Annotated in this window: 20 protein-coding genes and 1 pseudogene; 12 read left to right on the forward strand and 9 right to left on the reverse strand. The window is 72.3% G+C overall.

Annotated elements, in window-relative coordinates; translation table 11 throughout:
• Positions 1-197: 197 nt before the first annotated feature.
• Positions 198-602, forward strand: a complete 405-nt coding sequence (locus tag ACFWVC_RS09110; RefSeq protein WP_384280783.1) for a hypothetical protein — start codon at positions 198-200, stop codon at positions 600-602.
• A 98-nt stretch (positions 603-700) separates the two neighbouring features.
• Positions 701-1,018 (forward strand): hypothetical protein, encoded by a 318-nt coding sequence (locus ACFWVC_RS09115; protein ID WP_384280785.1) that lies wholly within the window; start codon positions 701-703, stop codon positions 1,016-1,018.
• A 47-nt stretch (positions 1,019-1,065) separates the two neighbouring features.
• Here the strand turns inward: ACFWVC_RS09115 and ACFWVC_RS09120 are convergent, their stop codons facing one another.
• From ACFWVC_RS09120 to ACFWVC_RS09135, 4 genes are all read right to left on the reverse strand, one after another.
• Positions 1,066-2,871, reverse strand: a complete 1,806-nt coding sequence (locus tag ACFWVC_RS09120) for a sulfatase (RefSeq protein ID WP_384280787.1) — start codon at positions 2,869-2,871, stop codon at positions 1,066-1,068.
• Between the two features lie 166 nt (positions 2,872-3,037).
• Positions 3,038-3,550, reverse strand: coding sequence for a hypothetical protein (locus ACFWVC_RS09125; protein ID WP_384280789.1), 513 nt, complete (start codon positions 3,548-3,550; stop codon positions 3,038-3,040).
• Between the two features lie 5 nt (positions 3,551-3,555).
• Entirely contained in the window at positions 3,556-5,136 is a 1,581-nt protein-coding gene (locus ACFWVC_RS09130; protein WP_384280894.1) for a sensor histidine kinase, read from the reverse strand.
• 32 nt (positions 5,137-5,168) lie between these two features.
• The gene (locus ACFWVC_RS09135) at positions 5,169-5,834 is read right to left on the reverse strand and encodes a response regulator transcription factor (RefSeq protein WP_384280791.1); all 666 of its coding nucleotides are present in this window, start codon (positions 5,832-5,834) and stop codon (positions 5,169-5,171) included.
• A gap of 146 nt (positions 5,835-5,980) precedes the next feature.
• Between ACFWVC_RS09135 and ACFWVC_RS09140 the strand changes: the two genes are divergently transcribed.
• The 4 genes from ACFWVC_RS09140 to ACFWVC_RS09155 all read left to right on the forward strand — a co-directional run bounded on the left by ACFWVC_RS09140 (position 5,981) and on the right by ACFWVC_RS09155 (position 9,073).
• On the forward strand, positions 5,981-6,754 hold the full coding sequence (locus ACFWVC_RS09140; RefSeq protein WP_384280793.1) for a PepSY domain-containing protein: 774 nt from the start codon (positions 5,981-5,983) through the stop codon (positions 6,752-6,754).
• A gap of 191 nt (positions 6,755-6,945) precedes the next feature.
• Positions 6,946-7,719 carry an isocitrate lyase/phosphoenolpyruvate mutase family protein gene (locus ACFWVC_RS09145; RefSeq protein ID WP_384280795.1) on the forward strand — a complete coding sequence of 258 codons (774 nt, stop codon included), beginning with the start codon at positions 6,946-6,948 and terminating at the stop codon, positions 7,717-7,719.
• 118 nt (positions 7,720-7,837) lie between these two features.
• The gene (locus tag ACFWVC_RS09150; protein ID WP_384280797.1) at positions 7,838-8,053 is read left to right on the forward strand and encodes a hypothetical protein; all 216 of its coding nucleotides are present in this window, start codon (positions 7,838-7,840) and stop codon (positions 8,051-8,053) included.
• Positions 8,054-8,161: 108 nt separating this feature from the next.
• A complete protein-coding gene (locus ACFWVC_RS09155; protein WP_384280799.1) occupies positions 8,162-9,073 on the forward strand; it encodes a DUF4232 domain-containing protein in 912 nt (303 codons plus the stop codon).
• Between the two features lie 82 nt (positions 9,074-9,155).
• Here the strand turns inward: ACFWVC_RS09155 and ACFWVC_RS09160 are convergent, their stop codons facing one another.
• Positions 9,156-9,587: a hypothetical protein gene (locus ACFWVC_RS09160; RefSeq protein WP_384280896.1), complete on the reverse strand. Its 432-nt coding sequence runs from the start codon at positions 9,585-9,587 to the stop codon at positions 9,156-9,158.
• 408 nt (positions 9,588-9,995) lie between these two features.
• On the opposite strand from ACFWVC_RS09160, the gene ACFWVC_RS09165 reads away from it, so the two are divergent.
• The 5 genes from ACFWVC_RS09165 to ACFWVC_RS09185 all read left to right on the forward strand — a co-directional run bounded on the left by ACFWVC_RS09165 (position 9,996) and on the right by ACFWVC_RS09185 (position 13,597).
• Complete coding sequence (locus ACFWVC_RS09165) at positions 9,996-10,280, forward strand: FmdB family zinc ribbon protein (RefSeq protein WP_384280801.1); 285 nt, start codon at positions 9,996-9,998, stop codon at positions 10,278-10,280.
• Positions 10,281-10,325: 45 nt separating this feature from the next.
• A complete protein-coding gene (locus ACFWVC_RS09170; RefSeq protein WP_384280803.1) occupies positions 10,326-10,946 on the forward strand; it encodes an AmiS/UreI family transporter in 621 nt (206 codons plus the stop codon).
• A gap of 82 nt (positions 10,947-11,028) precedes the next feature.
• A complete protein-coding gene (gene fmdA / locus ACFWVC_RS09175) occupies positions 11,029-12,279 on the forward strand; it encodes a formamidase (protein ID WP_384280805.1) in 1,251 nt (416 codons plus the stop codon).
• 139 nt (positions 12,280-12,418) lie between these two features.
• Positions 12,419-13,156 (forward strand): carbonic anhydrase, encoded by a 738-nt coding sequence (locus tag ACFWVC_RS09180; RefSeq protein ID WP_384280807.1) that lies wholly within the window; start codon positions 12,419-12,421, stop codon positions 13,154-13,156.
• A 45-nt stretch (positions 13,157-13,201) separates the two neighbouring features.
• Positions 13,202-13,597 (forward strand): VOC family protein, encoded by a 396-nt coding sequence (locus tag ACFWVC_RS09185; protein ID WP_384280809.1) that lies wholly within the window; start codon positions 13,202-13,204, stop codon positions 13,595-13,597.
• 10 nt (positions 13,598-13,607) lie between these two features.
• Here the strand turns inward: ACFWVC_RS09185 and ACFWVC_RS09190 are convergent, their stop codons facing one another.
• The gene (locus ACFWVC_RS09190; protein ID WP_384280811.1) at positions 13,608-14,423 is read right to left on the reverse strand and encodes a hypothetical protein; all 816 of its coding nucleotides are present in this window, start codon (positions 14,421-14,423) and stop codon (positions 13,608-13,610) included.
• A gap of 262 nt (positions 14,424-14,685) precedes the next feature.
• Here ACFWVC_RS09190 and ACFWVC_RS09195 point away from each other — a divergent pair.
• A pseudogene (locus ACFWVC_RS09195) lies at positions 14,686-14,874 on the forward strand (ABC transporter permease); the annotation flags it as partial.
• A gap of 48 nt (positions 14,875-14,922) precedes the next feature.
• Here the strand turns inward: ACFWVC_RS09195 and ACFWVC_RS09200 are convergent.
• From ACFWVC_RS09200 to ACFWVC_RS09210, 3 genes are all read right to left on the reverse strand, one after another.
• A complete protein-coding gene (locus ACFWVC_RS09200) occupies positions 14,923-15,270 on the reverse strand; it encodes a MerR family transcriptional regulator (protein WP_384280813.1) in 348 nt (115 codons plus the stop codon).
• Positions 15,271-15,449: 179 nt separating this feature from the next.
• The gene (locus ACFWVC_RS09205; RefSeq protein ID WP_384280815.1) at positions 15,450-15,758 is read right to left on the reverse strand and encodes an SCO5918 family protein; all 309 of its coding nucleotides are present in this window, start codon (positions 15,756-15,758) and stop codon (positions 15,450-15,452) included.
• 74 nt (positions 15,759-15,832) lie between these two features.
• Positions 15,833-17,347, reverse strand: a complete 1,515-nt coding sequence (locus tag ACFWVC_RS09210) for a DEAD/DEAH box helicase (RefSeq protein ID WP_384280818.1) — start codon at positions 17,345-17,347, stop codon at positions 15,833-15,835.
• Positions 17,348-17,465 lie beyond the last annotated feature (118 nt).

Below are 17,465 nucleotides of genomic sequence, written 5' to 3' on the forward strand. Positions count from 1 at the left end.
CGCCCGGGGGAGGCGTTGGGCCGTTCGGGGGAAAACCGCGGCGGCGGCGCGGGCCCGGGCAGGGGAGCGGGCGGCCGACCGCCGGACGAGGTGGGACAAGCGGTGTATAACCGCGGTGTCGGAGTCGTACGACGGGCCCACCGACGCAGGGGCCGCAGGGGTCGCAGGTTCGCAGGGGTCGAGGGATACGGGGAACGGTGAAGAGGATCGCCCAACTGGGAGTCGTCGTCGCGGGAGCCCTCGGCGCGCTGGGCACCGCGCCCGGGGAGGCCGCCGCCCAGGTGGGCCACCCGGAGCCGTCGCTGCTGCACGCGGTCGCGGGCGCGGACGTCGGCACGGTGCTCCAGGCGGGGCCCAACGTGGTCTGCGGGCCGCTGATCGGCTTCACCTACCACGGTCCCGTGACCTGCGTGAACGGCCCGATCCGCAGTGGCAACAGCCGCAACAGCGGGAATTTCGTCAATCGCGGCAACCCCAACAACAGCGGCAACCTGTCGAGCTCCAACGGCTCCACCGGCTCCAACAACGAGGTCAACGGCGACGCCGTGGACAGCGGCAACTCCACCCAGCTCAACCGGGGCCAGGGCGGCCGGGGCCGCTAGCCGGAAGCGCCGAGTGGTCGGGCACGGGAGCTCGTCGGACAATGATGGCGCATGTGCTGATTCCGCCCACGGGGGGCGTGAGGATCGAGAGGTCTGCGATGACACGAGCCGTGCGATACGCCCTGGTGACCGCCGGTGCGGGGACCCTGCTGCTGTGCGGTACCGCGCCGGCGCTCGCCGCCGGGACCGCCGACGTCCGCGCCCGCTGCACGCCCACCGCCCGGATCTGCACCAACGGCCCGGTGAACAGCGGAAACATGAACAACAGCCAGAACGTCACGATCAACGGGACGGCGAACTACAGCGGCAACCCCGACATCGCCATGGGCTCCACGAACAGCAACAACACGTACGAGGGCCCGGGCGACAACAGCTGGAACAACGTCCAGCAGATCACCCGGGTCCTCGGCGGCTGACCGCGGGCCGCGCCCGTCCGCGTTCGGTCCGCCCGGCGAAGGCCGCGCTACGGCGTGGCCTTCGCCCCGTACGTGCTCAGGAACCGGTTGCGGAAGGTGTCCATCCGCCACACCGGCGCGTCCGGGTGGGGCTGGAGCCCGTCCTGCCAGCCCCAGCCGGACATGCGGTCGAGGACGTCCTTGTCGTGGGCGACGATGGCGATCGGCACGTCGTGGCTGGCGTTCTCCCCGCTGACGACCGGCGCGGGCTGGTGGTCGCCGAGGAAGACCAGCACGGTGTTGTCGTTGCCGTACCGCTCCACCCACGACACCAGGCTGTTCACCGAGTACTCGATGGACCGGGCGTACTCGGTGCGGATCTGGTGCTTGTCCTTCCACACCTCGTCGGGGTTCTTGCCCTCCTTGTTGATGGCGTTGAAGACCGAGCCGTCGCCGAGCTCGTCCCAGCCGACCGTCTTCGGGATCGGCGCCCAGGGACGGTGGCTGGAGACCAGGATGATCTCGCTCATCAGCGGCTTGTCGTGCTGCTTGCCGTGCTCCAGCCGCTGGAACGCCTCCAGGCTGTACTGGTCCGGCACCGGCGACCAGCTGAAGTTGGGGCCCTTGTAACCGAGGTGCATGGAGTCGTAGATGTTGTCCAGGCCGTAGAACTTCCCCTCCGGCCAGGACCGGATGACGCCCGGCATGATGCCCACCGTGCGCCAGGCGTCGGCCTTCTTGAACGCCCCGGTGAGGGTGAGCCGGTTGCTGGAGGTGAGGGTGCGGTAGCGCTGCTGGTTGTCGATCCACAACCCGGACAGGAACGTCGAGTGCGCCAGCCAGCTCCCGCCGCCGAAGGTCGGCGAGGTGAGGAACGCGCTCCGCGAGGAGAATCCGGCCGCCTGGAGCCGGCGCGTCCCGTCCGCGAGCATCGCGTTCACCTGGGGCGCCATCTCCGGGGACTCGACCGCGCTGCGGCCGTAGCTCTCCACGAAGGCGAAGATGACGTCCTTGCCGCGCAGCCCGCTCAGCAACTGGTCCGGCGGCACGTCGGCGAACGGGTCGACGGCCGCCTCCTTCGCGAACTTCTTCCCGTCCTCCAGACTCGCGTGCACCTGCTGGACGTGGACCGCCGCCTGGTCCGCCGTGTCCTTCGCGGCCAGCGGGTCGCCGGCGATCTGCACGCCGAATGCCGCCAGCGCGATCCACAGCGTCCCCAGCACCAGCGTGGTGCGGGTGGCCACGACGCTGTGCCGGGTGACGACGTTGCTCATCCGCACGACGGCCAGGGTCATCAGGACCAGCAGGACCACCACCAGCAGCACCGCCCCGACGAGGGCGGCGATGGCGAGCGCCTGGCCGGAGGTCTCCTTCAGGTACTCCTCGCCGTCGCTGACCAGGATCCAGTCCAGCACCGGGTCGAAGCGGCGGGCGAGCACCGAGTAGAAGCCCATGTCGAGGAACTTCAGGACGGTCAGCAGACCGAGGGCGACACCGCCCGTGATCGCCGCGATCCGCCGCGGCCGCGGCGGCAGGAGCAGCACCAGCGCCACTCCGAAGAGGGCCTCGGCGGGGATCCGCGTGAACTGCACGACCGACAGCTTGTTCAGCGCGTCCGGCAGCATCAGGGCACCGAACACGAGCACCGCGGCCAGCACGGTCGTCGTCTTCGCCACGCCCCGCGCCGCCCGCGGGTGCCGGGCCCGCCAGCCGCGCCGGGCCTTCTCCTCGGGGGGCGCGGCATCGGTCTCGCCGGTCCCTCCGGCCTCGGCCGGTTCCCCGGTGTCCCCGGCGTCCCCGGGGACACCGGCTTCGTCCGGCGGCTCGTCCTTGCCCGTGGCCGGTGGCTGTTGAGAGCGCGTGAAGAGCGACAACCCGAAGATCCTTCCGTGCGAGGCCCCGCTTGGCGGCGTGGTGGGCCGGGGAGCTGGACCGCCGCTTCTACGGTGCTGTACGACCTCAGGGTGCGCGGGGTTCAACCGTCCCGCGGGTTTTGCCTCTCCATTGCCACAAACTGACCCATGATGCCCATGACGGCCGTCAGCGGTAGTCCTCGGGGTGGCCCTGCATCCAGCGGTTGATCCGGTCGCGGGTCCCGACCAGCAGATCCTGGTGCTTCTTCAGGTTCTCGAAGGTGACGTCGCCGTGCAGGGTGCCGCGCAGCTCCGCGGTCCACGCGAGCGGTTCGCGGAAGTGGCCGCGGCCTTGGGGGTCCGCCTTCATCGCCGCGTCGAGGCCGTCGAGTTCGTCGTGCACCCGGGTCAGGAAGTACTCGCACTCGCCTGGCGTCGTGCACCCGTCGTTGTAGGTCGCCTGCAGCGTGGCGAAGGCGTCGCGCACCTTCTCCACGGGCTCCTCGTACGCCTCGGTCGCCGTCACCGGCACGGAGGGGCTTGCGGAGGCGGTCGCCGAGGACGTCGCCGAGGCGGGCGCGGAGGCGGGCGCGCCGGCCCGGGCCTCGTCCGGACCGGAGGAGCACGAGAGCAGGAGCGCCGCGAGCGGGGCGGCGAGCAGGGCGGCCCCGGCGGACCGCAGGGTACGAGTGGTGATCACAGGGCCTAGGACTCCCGGGGCTTCCCCACGGTTGCGTTCGCGCGAGCGCCCTGGCCGGTCGCCATGGGCAGGTTCAGTTCGAAGAGCGCGCCGCCGGAGGGCGCCTCGCCCGCGGTGAGCGTGCCGCCGTGGCGCCGTGCCACGTCGCGGGCGATGGCCAGGCCCAGGCCCGCGCCGCCGTCGTCGCGGCTGCGCGCGTCGTCCAGCCGTACGAACCGCTCGAAGATCCGCTCCCGTTCGGCGGCCGGCACACCGCCGCCGTCGTCCGCGACGGTGAGGACGATCCGGTCGCCCTGCCGCCGTACGCGCACGGCGACCTCGGTGCGCGCGTGCCGTTGCGCGTTGTCCACGAGGTTGCCGATCACCCGGGCCAACTGACTCCGCGACCCGGCCACTTCGCACCCCTCGCCGGCCTCGGCGGACACCGGGGCGCGGTCGGCGGGGCGGCGCCCCACCTCCTCGCGGGCCAGCGCGCCCAGGTCGACCCGCCCCTGCCCCGGCCGCTCCCCCGCGTCGAGCCGGGCGAGCAGCAGCAGGTCGGCCGCGAGGTGCTGCAGCCGCTCGGTGTCCTTGACCGCGCCGGGCACGTCGAGCAGCTGCGGGTGCGCCGAGCCCACCTCCAGCTGGGTGCGCAACGAGGCGATGGGGCTGCGCAGTTCGTGCGAGGCGTCGGCGACGAAGCGGCGCTGCCGGTCGACGGCGGCCTCCAGCGCGGTCAGCGTCTCGTTGGTGGTGCGTGCCAGCCGGGCCACCTCGTCGTGCGAGGCGGGTTCCGGCACGCGCCGGGAGAGGTCCTCGGAGGCGGTGATCGCCGCCATCTCGCGCCGGATGCCCTCGACCGGGGCCAGCGCGCGCCGTGTCACCAGCCAGGTGACCCCGCCGACGACCAGCAGCACCAGCGGCAGTCCCGCCAGCATCGCCAGCCCGGTGCTGCGGACGGCGGTCTCGCGGGCCGCCAGTGAGGCGCCCGCGTGGACGAACACCGTCCGGCCGTCGAGGTCCGTGGCCTGCACCGTGGCGAACCGGTAGGGGGCGCTCCGCCCGTCGATGACCGCCCGCCCGGAGCTCGCCCGGGCCTTGCCGTCGATGGTCCCGACGGTCGGGTCGCCCGCCCGGGGCGTCGCGCTGTCGTCCGCCCCATGGCCGCCCTGTCCGTGGTCGTCCGCCCCACTGTCGTCGCTGCCGCGGCCCCGGCCTCTGCCGTGCCCGCCGCCATGGTCGTCGGCGGGCTCGGCGTTCGACGTGGTCACAGGCGTCGGGGTCGGCGTCGGGGACGGAGCGGCCGGGGACGCGGCGGGCCGCTGCACCCGGACGGCGCTCACACCGGTGCCGCTGATGCTCTTCAGCCCCGCGCCGACCGCCAGCAGCCGGTCGTTCTCGTCCGTCACCTGCACCGGCACCCCCTTCGGCAGCCCCAACTTCGCGTTGTCCCCGCGCCATGTGGCGACCCCGAGGGCGATGCTGCGGGCCGTGTCGTTGGCCTGGTTCTGCGCCTGCTCCGTGAGGTTCGTACGCAGCGACATCAGCACCGCGAGCCCCGCGGCCACCAGCACGACCGCCACCACGGCCGTCGCCCCCAGCACCATCGTGGCCTGGACGGACCCGAACAGCCGCCGCCTCACGACGCCACCACCATCCGGTAACCGGCGCCGCGCACGGTCTGGATGGTGTCCGCGCCGAGCTTGCGGCGCAGCGTGCTGACGTAGACCTCGACGATGTTCGGGTCGCCGTCGTAGGCGAAGTCCCAGACGTGCTCCAGGATCTCGGGCTTGCCGACCACCTGCCCGGCCCGTGTCGCGAGCTGTTCCAGCACGGCGAACTCCTTCGCGGTGAGCGTCACTTCCGTCTCGTCCCGGCACACCCGGCGGGTGGCGGTGTCGATGACCAGCGCCCCGACGCGCAGCACCGGCGACGCGCCCGCGGAACCGCGGCGGCGCAGCAGCGCCTTCACGCGGGCCACGAGCACGACGTACGAGAACGGCTTGGTCAGGTAGTCGTCGGCCCCGGTGTCCAGGCCCTCCGCCTCGTCGTACTCGCCGTCCTTGGCCGTGAGCATCAGGATCGGCACGTCGTGGCCCGCGGCGCGCAGGGCGGCGCAGACGCGGTAGCCGTTGAGACCCGGCAGCATGATGTCGAGCACCACCAGGTCGTGGACGCCTTCGGCGGCCAAGTGGAGCCCCTCGTTCCCGTCGTGGACGACGTCCACGGCGAAGCCCTCGGCCCGCAGGCCCTTCGCCAGCGAGAGCGCGAGCCGCTTCTCGTCCTCCACGATCAACAGGCGCATGCGCCCAGCCTCCCAAATGGAACCTGAAGGGATCTTCAGGTGGCTTCAGGTCCCCTTCAGCTTCCCCTCGGCACATTGGCGTCACGGCACAGACCGGACACAGACCCGACACAGGCCGGCATCGCCCGGCCGGGGAGGCATCCGTCATGAAGCGCACCACCACCACCATCGCCACCGCCCTCGTGGCCGCCGTGCTCATCGGCGGCGGCAGCTATTCGGCGCTCGCCACGGGCGGCGGTCACCGGCACGGCACGGGCGCCGAGGACCGGCCCGCGGTGACGGCGTCGCCGTCGTCGGCCGGGTCGTCATCGGCGTCTCCGTCGTCGGCCCCGGCGCCGTCGTCCGTGACGGCCGTGCGGGCGGCCGCCGCGGCGCAGAGCAAGCACCCGGGCACCGTCGCCTCCGTCGAGCGCGACCGCTCCGGCCACTGGGAGGTGGAACTCCTCGGCCGCGACGGCACGTGGCACCACCTGCTGGTCGACCCCGCCTCCGGCGCCGTCACCGCGGACGGCCGCCGCCAGGACGACTCCGCCCGCACCGCGCTGTCCGCCGCCCGCGTGACCGCCGCCCAGGCCGCGACCGCTGCCCTGGCCGTCGCCCCGGGCACCGTCACCAAGGTCGACCTCGACGCCGACCACCCTGGCTACTGGGAGGTGTACGTCGTCGGCGCCGACGCCGTCCGCCGCGAACTCCGCGTCGACGCCCGCACGGGCGCCGTCACCACGGACCGGCGCGGCGGTGGGGACGACCACGGCGGTGCCACTCGCGGCGGTGGGGACGATCGTCCGGGCGACGACCACGGTGTCCACAGGGGTGGGGACGATCACGGCGTGCACGTCGGCGGCGACGACCGCGCCGGTGACGACCACGGTCGCGGTCGTGGCCGGGGCCGCGGCGGTCACGGCGGCGACGATCACTGACGCGCAGGAACGCGTGACGGGACGGACCGGGCCGCGCATGTCAGTGGCGCGGTCTACCGTTCCGTTGCACGAGGGGCCGGTTCGTCGTTCCCGGTGAGGATGCCGCGGAACACGGCGGGAGGGGGGTGGCCTGCTCGGCCACCCCCCTCCCGCCGCGCCTCCGCTCGTGACACATGAAAGGCGGCCCGCTCATGACCTTCCGTGATCTGCACCTCACGGGCGACCTGCCCCTCCTCCTCCCCAACGCCTGGGACGTCGCCTCGGCGCTCGCGTTCGCGGAGGCGGGGTTCCCCGCGGTCGGCACGACCAGCTTCGGGGTCGCGGCGGCCGCGGGCCACGCCGACGGCGGCCGGGCCACGAAGGACGCGACCGCCTCTCTCGCCCGCGCCCTCGCGTCGCTGCCCGTCCATGTCACCGCGGACATCGAGGACGGCTACGACGAGGACCCCGAGGCGGTCGCCGCGTACGCCGCCGCCCTCGGCGTGGACGGCGTCAACATCGAGGACAGCACGGCCGGCCGGCTGATCGCGCCGGACGCCCACGCCCGCAAGGTCCGCGCGGTGAGGCACCGCGCCCCGGAGCTGTTCGTTAACGCCCGGGTGGACACCTACTGGTTGGGCCAGGACGCCGGCCTCGCCGAGACGCTGCGGCGCGCGACGGCCTATGTCGAGGCGGGCGCGGACGGGGTCTTCGTGCCCGGCGCGACCGATCCGGAGGACCTGCGGCGGCTGGCCGCGGAGATCCCGGTCCCCGTCAACGTCCTTGTGGCGCCGGGTCTTTCGCTCGCGGACCTGGGTGCCCTGGGCATCCGCCGCGTCAGCACCGGCTCCCTGCCCTACCGCTCCGCGATCGACGCCGCGGTCGGCACGGCGACCGCAGTCCGCGACGGCCGGCCGGTCCCCGCGGCGACTCCCTACCCCGAGATGCAGCGCCGGCTCGTGCGGTACGAGGAATCCGCCCGCTGACCGCGGTTCCTGGGCCGGACGGGTGAAGCCGGGTGCGGGAACGCAACCGGCGCTTCCCCGGCGGTAGTCCTGCACGGCAAGTCCGGTCGATTCCGTCCGAGATCCGAGGGGAAACACCATGAGCCTTCTCGATGCTCCGCCGCGGTCACACGACACCACCCCCGCCCTCTCCGCCGTCGACGCCCGCTGGGTCGACCTCCATGCCGCCCTCATCGCGGCCGGCGTCCCCCCGCTCCCCGGCGACAGCTCCGCCGTCCGCGCTCTCGCCCGGAGTCTCGACGACGCCACGGTCGGCGCCGTCGTCGCCTGGATCGACAGCGCCGCCGCCCGCTGACGGGCGGCGGCTCCTCAGGCGGGTGAGCCCACGGCTGTGACGAGGGTGTTACCGGAACTGTGGCCTCCACCACGGCCGGTACGGTGCGCACCCTGATGAGGTGACCGGATGCGCACCCTTCCCCTCACCCCCCTCACCGTGCCTGCCGTGCTCGCGGGCGTCCTGGTCCTCACGGCGTGCGGAACGCGGTTGGCGGGTGCCCCCGGCGACGGCGTCCCGCAGGCGACCGGGCCGTCGTGCCGGCCCGCACCGGCCACCCCGACGCCCGGGGGCGAGGAGACGGACGCCGCCGGCATCGTCGGCTCGAACGTGGCGTCCCCCGCCTGCGCCCCGGCGATCCAGGTCACGAATCACGAGGCCGAGCCGTTCACCTACACCGTCACCCTCTCGTTCGTCACCGGCTCCGGAGCGGCGATGGCGAGCACCGAGCAGACCGTCCCGGCGGTCGGCCCCGGCCGCACCGTGAAGCGGCCGGTGGACCTCGCCGCCGATGGCGCACGGGGTGGGGACCTCCCCCTGTACGTCAAGGTCCTCCAGGTCCGCAGCGTCCCGACGGACGAGGCGCCCGCGCCGGCCGGGCCCTGCCCGTCCTCCGGGGTGCGTGTCACCGCCGACCAGGGCGACGCCGCCATGGGACTGCGGGTCGTGGGGCTGCACCTGGAGAACTGCTCGAAGGCCCCCTACCGCGTCGAGGGCTACCCGCGACTGCAACTCCTCGACGCGGCCCACCGGCCCGTCACCGGCATCAAGATCCTTCGCGGCAGCGAGACCCGCTCCGTGACGACCGGCTTCGACGACCCGCCCCGCCCTTTGACCCTCCAGCCCGGCGAGACCGCCTCCGCCGGGCTGATCTGGCGCAACACCGTCACCTTTGGCGACCCCGTCAACGCTCCCTACGTCCGGGTCCGTGCCGCGCCCGGCGCGAGCCCCGTGATGGTGACGCCGGAACTCGACCTCGGCACGACCGGGAAGCTCGGCGTGAGCGCGTGGCAGAAGTCCTCGATCGACGCCTGGCGCTGAGCCTCCCGCCGCACGGCGACGGCCCCGACCGGGACACGGTCGGGGCCATCGCTCCGGTGTGCGGCGTCAGTTCGGCGCCGGGTCAGTTCGCGGCGGGCTGCCCGCCGATCTCGCATGCCTGGCAGGGCGGCCGGCCGCAGGTGCACTGGGTGATCGCCGCCAGCACACCGTGATCGTGGTAGAGGCACTCGTCCCGGCAGGTGTGGCGGGGGATGAAGCCCGCCTGGATCTCGCCGGGCCAGGGCTCGTGCCCCTCGCGGCAGCGCGCGAACCGCTCCGGGTCGGTGGCGTGCAGCTCGCGCATCGCGGAGCGGGCCTCCTCCTCCAGTTCCCGTACCCGCGTCACGAGGGCCTTGAGCTCGGCGGCGATGCCGGCGTAGTGGTCGGCCCCGGTCCGTACGTGGGCGGCGCGCAGCGCCATTGCCGCGTTGCCGAGGAAGCGGCCGGCGTCCTGGAGGTCGGTCACGTGGTGCAGCTGAATGCCTGTCACACCCCGGACCCACACGGCGTCCATCGTCACGTCTCCACCTTTCCGGCGTTCATCGGTGTTCCGCACGCCGTAGTCGCCGCGTTTGTCGGGAAAGGCGGCCGAATATCGACGCTAAATCCGCGGGTGATAAGCGTCCAGGAAAAGCGCAGTGAATCGCCTCACAAGGTGCGCACCGCGAAGCGGGGTTCGGCGGAATGTGCGGGGGCGGTCACGCGGAGATACGGCGGGCCGGGCTGCGAACAGGGCCGAAAGTCCCGGGAAATGAGGGTCTCAAGGGATCCCACGAGGTCCCAGGGTCCTCTTGAGTCACCTTGACAAGGGTGGTGCGGTGGCGTCTCCTGGAAGGAGGGATCGTTCCCCGGCCGGCGCCATGGAAATGGGCGCGTGCGCCGAGGTCGGCCGAAGTGTGTGCCGTTTCACGGAGGCATCTGCATGGCGACCTATGAATACTTCTGCGATCGCTGCGGCCCTTTCGAGGTCGGGCTCGCGATCGGCACCGCGCCCGACGCCCACGGCTGCCCCGTGTGCGCGGATCCGGCGCGAAGGGTCTTCTCCGCGCCCTCGTTCGCCATGACGCCGCACTCGGCCGGCTCCGCCAGGGAGCGGGAGGAACGGTCCCGCGAGGCCCCGGACGTCGTGTCCGCCGTGCCGTCCCGCCCGCGCCGCCGGCCCGAACCGGCCCCGCATCCCGCGCTCTCGCGGCTGCCCCGGCCCTGACGGGGCGGAGTTCCGTCCTCACACGTACCTGGGAGGTGCGTCCCCGTGGCCAACGTGGGACTGCTCTTCGTCGGTGCGGTCCTGTTCATGAACGGCCTGCTGCTGCTGGGGAAGGCCGACCCCCGGTCCGCGGCGGTGTTCAATCTCTTCATCGGCGCACTGCAGGTCCTCACGCCGACCTATCTCATCTTCACGGCCGGCAATGACCAGGACAAGATTCTCTCGGCGTCCGGTATCTACCTGTTCGGATTCACCTACCTCTACGTGGGCATCGTGTTGCTCGCCGGCATGGACAACATCTGCGTCGGCTATTACTCGCTGTTCGTCGCGGTGGTGGCCCTGGGGTACTCGTTCGCCAATTTCCACCTCCTGAAGGACTACCCGTTCGGGGTGATCTGGCTGTACTGGTCATTCCTGTGGGGTCTGTTCTTCCTGCTGTTCGGTCTCCGGCGGACGGAACTCACCACATATGTGGGCTGGGTGACGGCCATCGAGGGCTGGATCACCGGCGTGATCCCCGCGGCGCTGCTGCTGTCCGGCTACTGGAAGCACACCACGGAGATCGCCATCGCCCTGGGCGCGTTCGCCGTCGTGGTGTTCGGCGCGCTGTGGCCCCTCACCCGGAAGTCACGGCAGGCGGCCCGGATCGCGGGCGGGACGTCGTGACCGGCCATGAGCGGGCCCGACCGGACATGAACGGACCTGAACGGACCTGAACGGTTCTGAGGAAAGACGAGGAGAGGCTGTCATGCCCGACGTAGTTTTCAGCGTCGACCAGACCGAGTCGATGCGGGAGCAGGCCACGCCAGGACACAACAGGTGGCACCCCGACGTCCCGAACGTCGCCATGGTGAAACCCGGGTCCGAGTTCCGGATGGAGTGCCGTGACTGGACCGACTGCCAGATCGGCAACAACGACTCCGCCAACGACGTCCGCGACATCGACCTGACCGTCCCCCACATGCTCAGCGGCCCGATCGGTGTCGAGGGCGCGGAACCCGGCGACCTCCTCGTCGTCGACATCCTCGACCTCGGCCCCGTACCGCAGCAGACCGGGGACGCGGCGGGCCAGGGCTGGGGCTACACCGGCATCTTCGCCAAGGCCAACGGCGGCGGCTTCCTGACCGACTACTTCCCGGACGCGTACAAGGCGGTCTGGGACTTCCACGGCCAGCAGGCGGTCTCCCGGCACATCCCCGGCATCCGCTTCACCGGCATCACCCACCCCGGACTCTTCGGCACCGCGCCCTCCGCCGAACTGCTCGCCCGGTGGAACGCCCGCGAGCAGTCGCTGATCGACACCGACCCGCAGCGCGTCCCGCCGCTCGCCAACCCCCCGGACGCCGCCAACGCCCTCGCCGGCACGGCCACCGGCAGCCTCGCCGCACGCATCGCGGCGGAAGGCGCCCGCACGGTGCCGGCCCGCGAGAACGGCGGCAACCACGACATCAAGAACTTCACGCGCGGCTCGCGGGTCTTCTACCCCGTGCATGTGAAGGACGCCAAGCTCTCCGGCGGCGACCTGCACTTCAGCCAGGGCGACGGGGAGATCACCTTCTGCGGCGCCATCGAGATGGGCGGCTTCATCGACTTCCACGTCGACCTGATCAAGGGCGGCATGGAGACGTACGGCATCTCCACCAACCCCGTCTTCATGCCGGGCAACGTCGAGCCCCGCTATTCGGACTTCCTCACCTTCATCGGGATCTCCGTCGACCAGGACACGGACACCAACTACTACCTCGACGCGACGATGGCGTACCGCCGCGCCTGCCTCAACGCCGTCGAGTACCTCAAGCGCTTCGGCTACAGCGGCGAGCAGGCCTACCTCCTGCTCGGCTCCGCCCCCATCGAGGGACGCATCAGCGGCATCGTCGACATCCCCAACGCCTGCTGCTCCCTCTACCTGCCGACCGCCATGTTCGACTTCGACGTCCGTCCCTCCGCCTCCGGTCCCCTCCGCGCCGACCGCGGCCGGGCCGCCCTGACCACCACCTGACTCCTCTCACGGCGTGGGCCGTCGGTGTTAATGGGGCGCGCGTCCGTCCGTGCCTGCCGCCGGATCGGCCGTACCGGGCCGAGGATTCGCCGTGGTCAAGGCGTACCGACGGGCTCGGCGGCAGTGAGGGGAACAACCGATGGACAGCGCAGGACACCCGCAGCGCAGGACGCTGCTCACCGGCGGCCTGGTGGTCGCCGCCGGCGCGCTCTCGGCGTGCTCGTCGACGAGCCTCGCGCCGAGCGCGATGACGTCCTCACCGGGGCAGTCCCGTCCGGCCACGCCCGCCGCGGCCTTCGAGCGGCTGATGGACGGCAACAAGCGCTGGGTGAACGGGAACCTCCAGCATCCCGACCGGGATCCCAGCCGCCGGGAGTTCGTCGCCATGAAGCAGGAGCCCTTCGGGGCGGTCCTCTCCTGCATCGACTCCCGCGTACCGCCCGAGCTGCTCTTCGACACCGGCCTCGGCGACCTGTACGTGATGCGCACCGGCGGCCAGGCGGTCGGTCCCGTGGTCATCGGTTCCGTCGAGTACGGGCCGATGACCGGCGGCACCCCGCTGGTCGTCGTCCTCGGCCACCAGCGCTGCGGTGCCATCGACGCGGCGTACAAGGCGATGCACGGAGGCACGACGCTGCCCGGCAACCTGGAGGCGATCTCCCAGGCGCTGCGTCCCGCGTACGAGCAGGCGGTCAAGAAGGGCGGCTCCGACCCGGTCGAGACGATGACCCGGGCCCAGATCAAGCTCACCGCGGACAACCTCCGCGCCAACCGCGACCTCGCCCCCCTGGTGAAGAAGGGCAGCCTCGCCGTGGTCGGCGCCTACTACTCGCTGGACACCGGGAAGGTACAGGTCCTCACCGGCGCGCCCTCCTGAGCGCTGTCCATGGACAGGGCCGGGGTCCTGGGACAGACTGCGCCCGTGCGATCCCGAAGCAGTGGCATGTGGTGGGGAACCGCGATCGAGGCCCCGGATCCCGGCGCCCTGGCGAGGTTCTATTCCGCGTTGCTCGGCTGGCCCATCGGGCACGAGGAGCCGGGAACGGCCGTCGTCGTCGTGCCCGGGGGTTCCGCCTATCTGGTGTTCCAGCAGGCCGCCGACTACCGGCCGCCCGTCTGGCCGCCCGCCGACGGGCACCAGCGGCCGATGATGCACTTCGACTTCCAGGTCGGCGACCTCGATTCCGCCGTCGCCGAGGCGGTCGCCCTCGGCGCCTCGCCGGCCGCGCACCAGCCCCAGGAGAACGTCCGCGTGCTCCTCGACCCGGCCGGCCACCCGTTCTGCCTCTGCCGGGAGGCGGACGAGGCCGGCTCCTGAGGGCGCCGGGTCAGCCGGTGGTGCGGGGGAACGCCGTCTCCAGGGCCCGGGTGACCGTGGCGAGCGTGCCGTCCGAAGGGCCGCGCATGCAGACGGAGACCTGCATCCCGAAGGGCTTGCCGGTGGGGGCCGAGTGGCCGTAACCCCAGCCGGTGGTCCCCACGCTGCCGCGCAGTACGCGGCAGCCCTTCCCGGCGGGTGCGGGGCTTGTCATCCTGAGTGGCGCCGCGCCGGCCGCCTTGCCCGTCGCATCGCTCCAGAAGGCCATCAGCACGCCGCCCTCGTGCAGTGACGGCAAAGGCCCGCAGTTGGCGAACACTTCGTCCGGGGTGCCGGTGCAGACGGCGTGGGCCGGAGCGCTCAGGGGTTGCGAGGACACGTAGCCCACCGGATTCCCGTGCGGGTCGACGACTTCCAGCGCGTGCCAGCCGCGCGGCACCCGCAGCGTCAGCCCGAAGAGTTTCGTCAGGCGGACGGTCGTGAGCTCCGCGTCCTCGTTCGCGGTGGCAGAGGGCGAGGGCGAGGGCGGTGGCGTGGCCGTGTCCGCGGCCGTGGACGAGGGCGGGCCCGCGGGTGTCACACCCCCGTCCGTCCCCGCTTGCGGCGACCGCGGCCCCGGTACGACGGCGGTGAGGGCCACGACGACGGCGAGCGAGGCGGCCGCGCCCAACAACGCCGCGATCCGGCGGCGCCTGCGCCGCCGGATCCGCAGCCTGACCCGGACCAGCCGGTCGGCGGGCGTGGCCGGTTGCGGCACGGTGTCCCTCAGAAGGAGCCGCACGGCCCGCTCCGCCTCGCTCCACCGCTCATCAGCCGTGGTGTGCATGTGCCTCACTCCCCTTCGCAGGCAGTGGCGTTGCCGCACGATCCGTACGCGGCAGTGCCCACGCTCGCCTCAACCGGGCGGAGGCCCCTTTCGGTTGCCCGCGGGGGGAGAGATCCCGCGGCGTCTCCATGCCTGCGCCCGCCGTGATCCGCGCCACATCGCGGACGGGGGCCACGCCCTGGCCGCCGGTCCACCGGGTTCAGGAGATCGACGGGGCGGACCACCCCCGTTCGAGCGTCTCCGAACGATGTGATGGAACGACATCGTCGGCGCCATCGGCATCGCCAACGTCACCCTCGTGACGGTGATGGAACGCGTCGGTGAGATCGGCCTGCGCCGTGCCCTCGGCGCCCCGGTCGCCGGTGCCCTCGTCGGGCTCCTCGCGGGGCTCCACCCCTCGCTGCGGGCGGCCCGGATGGAACCGGTGGACGCCCTGCGCGCGCCCTCCTGAGCCGGTGCGGATGTGTCCCGGAACGGTTCGGCCGGTCCGGTGCCGAGGTCACCCGGCGGTGCCGGAGGCGCCGCGTTCCTCGGCCGCCGCGCGGCGGAACTCCGCGTTGATGCGCTGGGCCTCCTCGAGTTGGTCCTCGAGGATGATGATGCGGCAGGCGGCCTCGACCGGCGTGCCCTGGTCGACGAGTTCCCGGGCGCGTGCGGCGATCCGCAGCTGGTAGCGGGAGTACCGGCGGTGTCCGCCCTCCGAGCGCAGCGGGGTGATGAGGCGGGCCTCGCCGATCGAGCGGAGGAAACCCGGGGTGGTGCCGAGCATCTCGGCGGCCCGTCCCATCGTGTAGGCGGGGTAGTCGTCGTCATCGAGACGATCACTGAGCGGAGTGTCCTCGGTCATTCTCACCTCGTTGTACGACGCGTCGAGAGGCCCCGGTGCCTCACGGCGCCAGGGCCCCGGAGGAAATTCAACACCATTTCCCCGCCCCACAGCGGTGACGACCTACCGCTCGAACGGGCCTCTGACGCGACGAGGGCCCGACCGGCATGCGCCGGTCGGGCCCTTTCTCCGCCTGTCGGTCACACCTGCGCGGGGATGCCGAGCAGCGCCGACGCCTCCTCCAGCGGGGTGGGGGCGGGCGCGGGTGAGGCTTCGGCGAGGGTCCGGCAGGTGAAACCGAGGCGGGTCATCGCCCGGGTCACCTCCGCGGCCGTGAAGTCACGCCGGTCCTGCCGGGTGATGACTTCGCCCACTTGCTTCACGGGGTACTGACGGCGGCCGATGATCACGGACTCACCCGTGACCGGTTCGGGCTTGACCCCCTTCATCGACGCCAGCACACCGTTCTTGGTCAGTTCGAAGGGGAAACGGGCGATGACACAGCGCATGGTGCCTCACAGGTGGAGAGGGAACGGACTGACCGGCCGAGGAGGGTCCGGGCGGCAGGGCGGTACACCCAGCCCTATGCTGCCGCGTCGAAGGTGGACCGCCGAGTCGGGCGGCGGGCCGGCCGGCCGGTCCGGCGGTTCTCGGCGGTGCCGTGGTTCTCCGATGTGCGGCTGCGCCGGCCGCGGGGCGCGGGGACGCCGCGCCCCGTGCGCTCGGCCACCGGTGCGGCGATGACGACCGGGACGCCCGACGGGGTCCGCGCGCCGGTGATGCGGCTCAGCTCGGCCTCGCCGGAGCGGACCTGGGTGGTCCGGGGGCGGATCCCTGCGTGCAGCATGAGGCGGTCCATGTCGCGGCGCTGGTCGGGCGTGACCAGGGTGACGACCAGGCCGGACTCTCCGGCGCGGGCGGTGCGGCCGCCGCGGTGGAGGTAGTCCTTGTGGTCGGTGGGCGGGTCCACGTTGACCACCAGGTCGAGGTTGTCGACGTGGATCCCGCGTGCCGCGACATTGGTCGCCACCAGCACCGTCACATGCCCGGTCTTGAACTGCGCCAGGGTCCGGGTGCGTTGGGGCTGCGACTTCCCGCCGTGCAGCGCGGCGGCCCGCACGCCGCTGTTCAGCAGGTGGGTGGTGAGCCGGTCGACGGCGCGCTTGGTGTCCAGGAACATGATCACGCGGCCCTCGCGCGCCGCGATCTCCGTCGTCGTCTGGTTCTTGTCCGCGCTGTGCACATGGAGTACGTGGTGCTCCATCGTGGTGACCGCGCCCGCGGACGGGTCGACGGAGTGCACCACCGGGTCGGACAGGTAGCGGCGCACCAGGAGATCGACATTGCGGTCCAGGGTGGCCGAGAACAGCATCCGCTGCCCGTCCGGGCGCACCTGGTCCAGCAGCTCCGTGACCTGCGGCATGAAGCCCATGTCGGCCATCTGGTCGGCCTCGTCCAGGACGGTGATGCCGACCCGGTCCAGGCGGCAGTCGCCCCGCGAGATGAGGTCCTTCAGCCGGCCCGGCGTCGCGACGACGACCTCCGCGCCGCTGCGCAGCGCACCGGCCTGCCTGCCGATCGACATCCCGCCGACCACGGTGGCGAGCCGCAGCTGCAGCGAGCGGGCGTACGGGGTGAGCGCGTCGGTGACCTGCTGCGCCAGCTCCCGGGTGGGCACCAGCACCAGGGCCAGCGGCTGCCGGGGCTCGGCCCGCAGGCCGGCGGTACGCGCCAGCAGCGCCAGGCCGAAGGCGAGGGTCTTGCCGGATCCGGTGCGCCCGCGGCCGAGCACGTCACGGCCCGCGAGCGAGTTCGGCAGCGTCGCCCCCTGGATCGGGAACGGCACGGTCACGCCTTCGCTGACGAGCGCGGCCAGCAGCTGCCTCGGCATGTCGAGATCGGCGAACGCCTCGACGGCGGGCAGCGCGGGGGTGGTCGTCACCGGCAGGGCGAACTCCCCCTGCGGCGTGGCGGGACGGCGTCGCTGACCGCCCGAACGGCTCGGAGCGCCTGAGCGGTTGGGATTGAAGGTCTTACCGGAGCCGGAACTGCTGTTACGGGTACGGGTGAAACGGTCGTTCGTACGTGTGCGGTTCACAGAGAACCTTCCTCGAAGCGGCACGCATCAAGGAATTTCTGCGGCGATGAACAGCACAGAGAATCGCGAGATCGGGCCGGGAAAGATGCGAAAGCGGATCCGGCCCGGCGTGGAACGC

The organism is Streptomyces sp. NPDC058691 (assembly GCF_042714775.1).
Lineage (GTDB): Bacteria > Actinomycetota > Actinomycetes > Streptomycetales > Streptomycetaceae > Actinacidiphila.

Excerpts from the sequence above, each read along its gene's own strand:
- ACFWVC_RS09115 (WP_384280785.1), top strand. The coding sequence starts at position 701 with ATGACACGAGCCGTGCGATACGCCCTGGTGACCGCCGGTGCGGGGACC.
- ACFWVC_RS09130 (WP_384280894.1), bottom strand. The coding sequence starts at position 5,136 with ATGGTGCTGGGGGCGACGGCCGTGGTGGCGGTCGTGCTGGTGGCCGCG.
- ACFWVC_RS09135 (WP_384280791.1), bottom strand. The coding sequence starts at position 5,834 with ATGCGCCTGTTGATCGTGGAGGACGAGAAGCGGCTCGCGCTCTCGCTG.
- ACFWVC_RS09140 (WP_384280793.1), top strand. The coding sequence starts at position 5,981 with ATGAAGCGCACCACCACCACCATCGCCACCGCCCTCGTGGCCGCCGTG.
- ACFWVC_RS09145 (WP_384280795.1), top strand. The coding sequence starts at position 6,946 with ATGACCTTCCGTGATCTGCACCTCACGGGCGACCTGCCCCTCCTCCTC.
- ACFWVC_RS09150 (WP_384280797.1), top strand. The coding sequence starts at position 7,838 with ATGAGCCTTCTCGATGCTCCGCCGCGGTCACACGACACCACCCCCGCC.
- ACFWVC_RS09155 (WP_384280799.1), top strand. The coding sequence starts at position 8,162 with ATGCGCACCCTTCCCCTCACCCCCCTCACCGTGCCTGCCGTGCTCGCG.
- ACFWVC_RS09160 (WP_384280896.1), bottom strand. The coding sequence starts at position 9,587 with ATGGACGCCGTGTGGGTCCGGGGTGTGACAGGCATTCAGCTGCACCAC.
- ACFWVC_RS09165 (WP_384280801.1), top strand. The coding sequence starts at position 9,996 with ATGGCGACCTATGAATACTTCTGCGATCGCTGCGGCCCTTTCGAGGTC.
- fmdA (WP_384280805.1), top strand. The coding sequence starts at position 11,029 with ATGCCCGACGTAGTTTTCAGCGTCGACCAGACCGAGTCGATGCGGGAG.
- ACFWVC_RS09180 (WP_384280807.1), top strand. The coding sequence starts at position 12,419 with ATGGACAGCGCAGGACACCCGCAGCGCAGGACGCTGCTCACCGGCGGC.
- ACFWVC_RS09190 (WP_384280811.1), bottom strand. The coding sequence starts at position 14,423 with ATGCACACCACGGCTGATGAGCGGTGGAGCGAGGCGGAGCGGGCCGTG.
- ACFWVC_RS09200 (WP_384280813.1), bottom strand. The coding sequence starts at position 15,270 with ATGACCGAGGACACTCCGCTCAGTGATCGTCTCGATGACGACGACTAC.
- ACFWVC_RS09205 (WP_384280815.1), bottom strand. The coding sequence starts at position 15,758 with ATGCGCTGTGTCATCGCCCGTTTCCCCTTCGAACTGACCAAGAACGGT.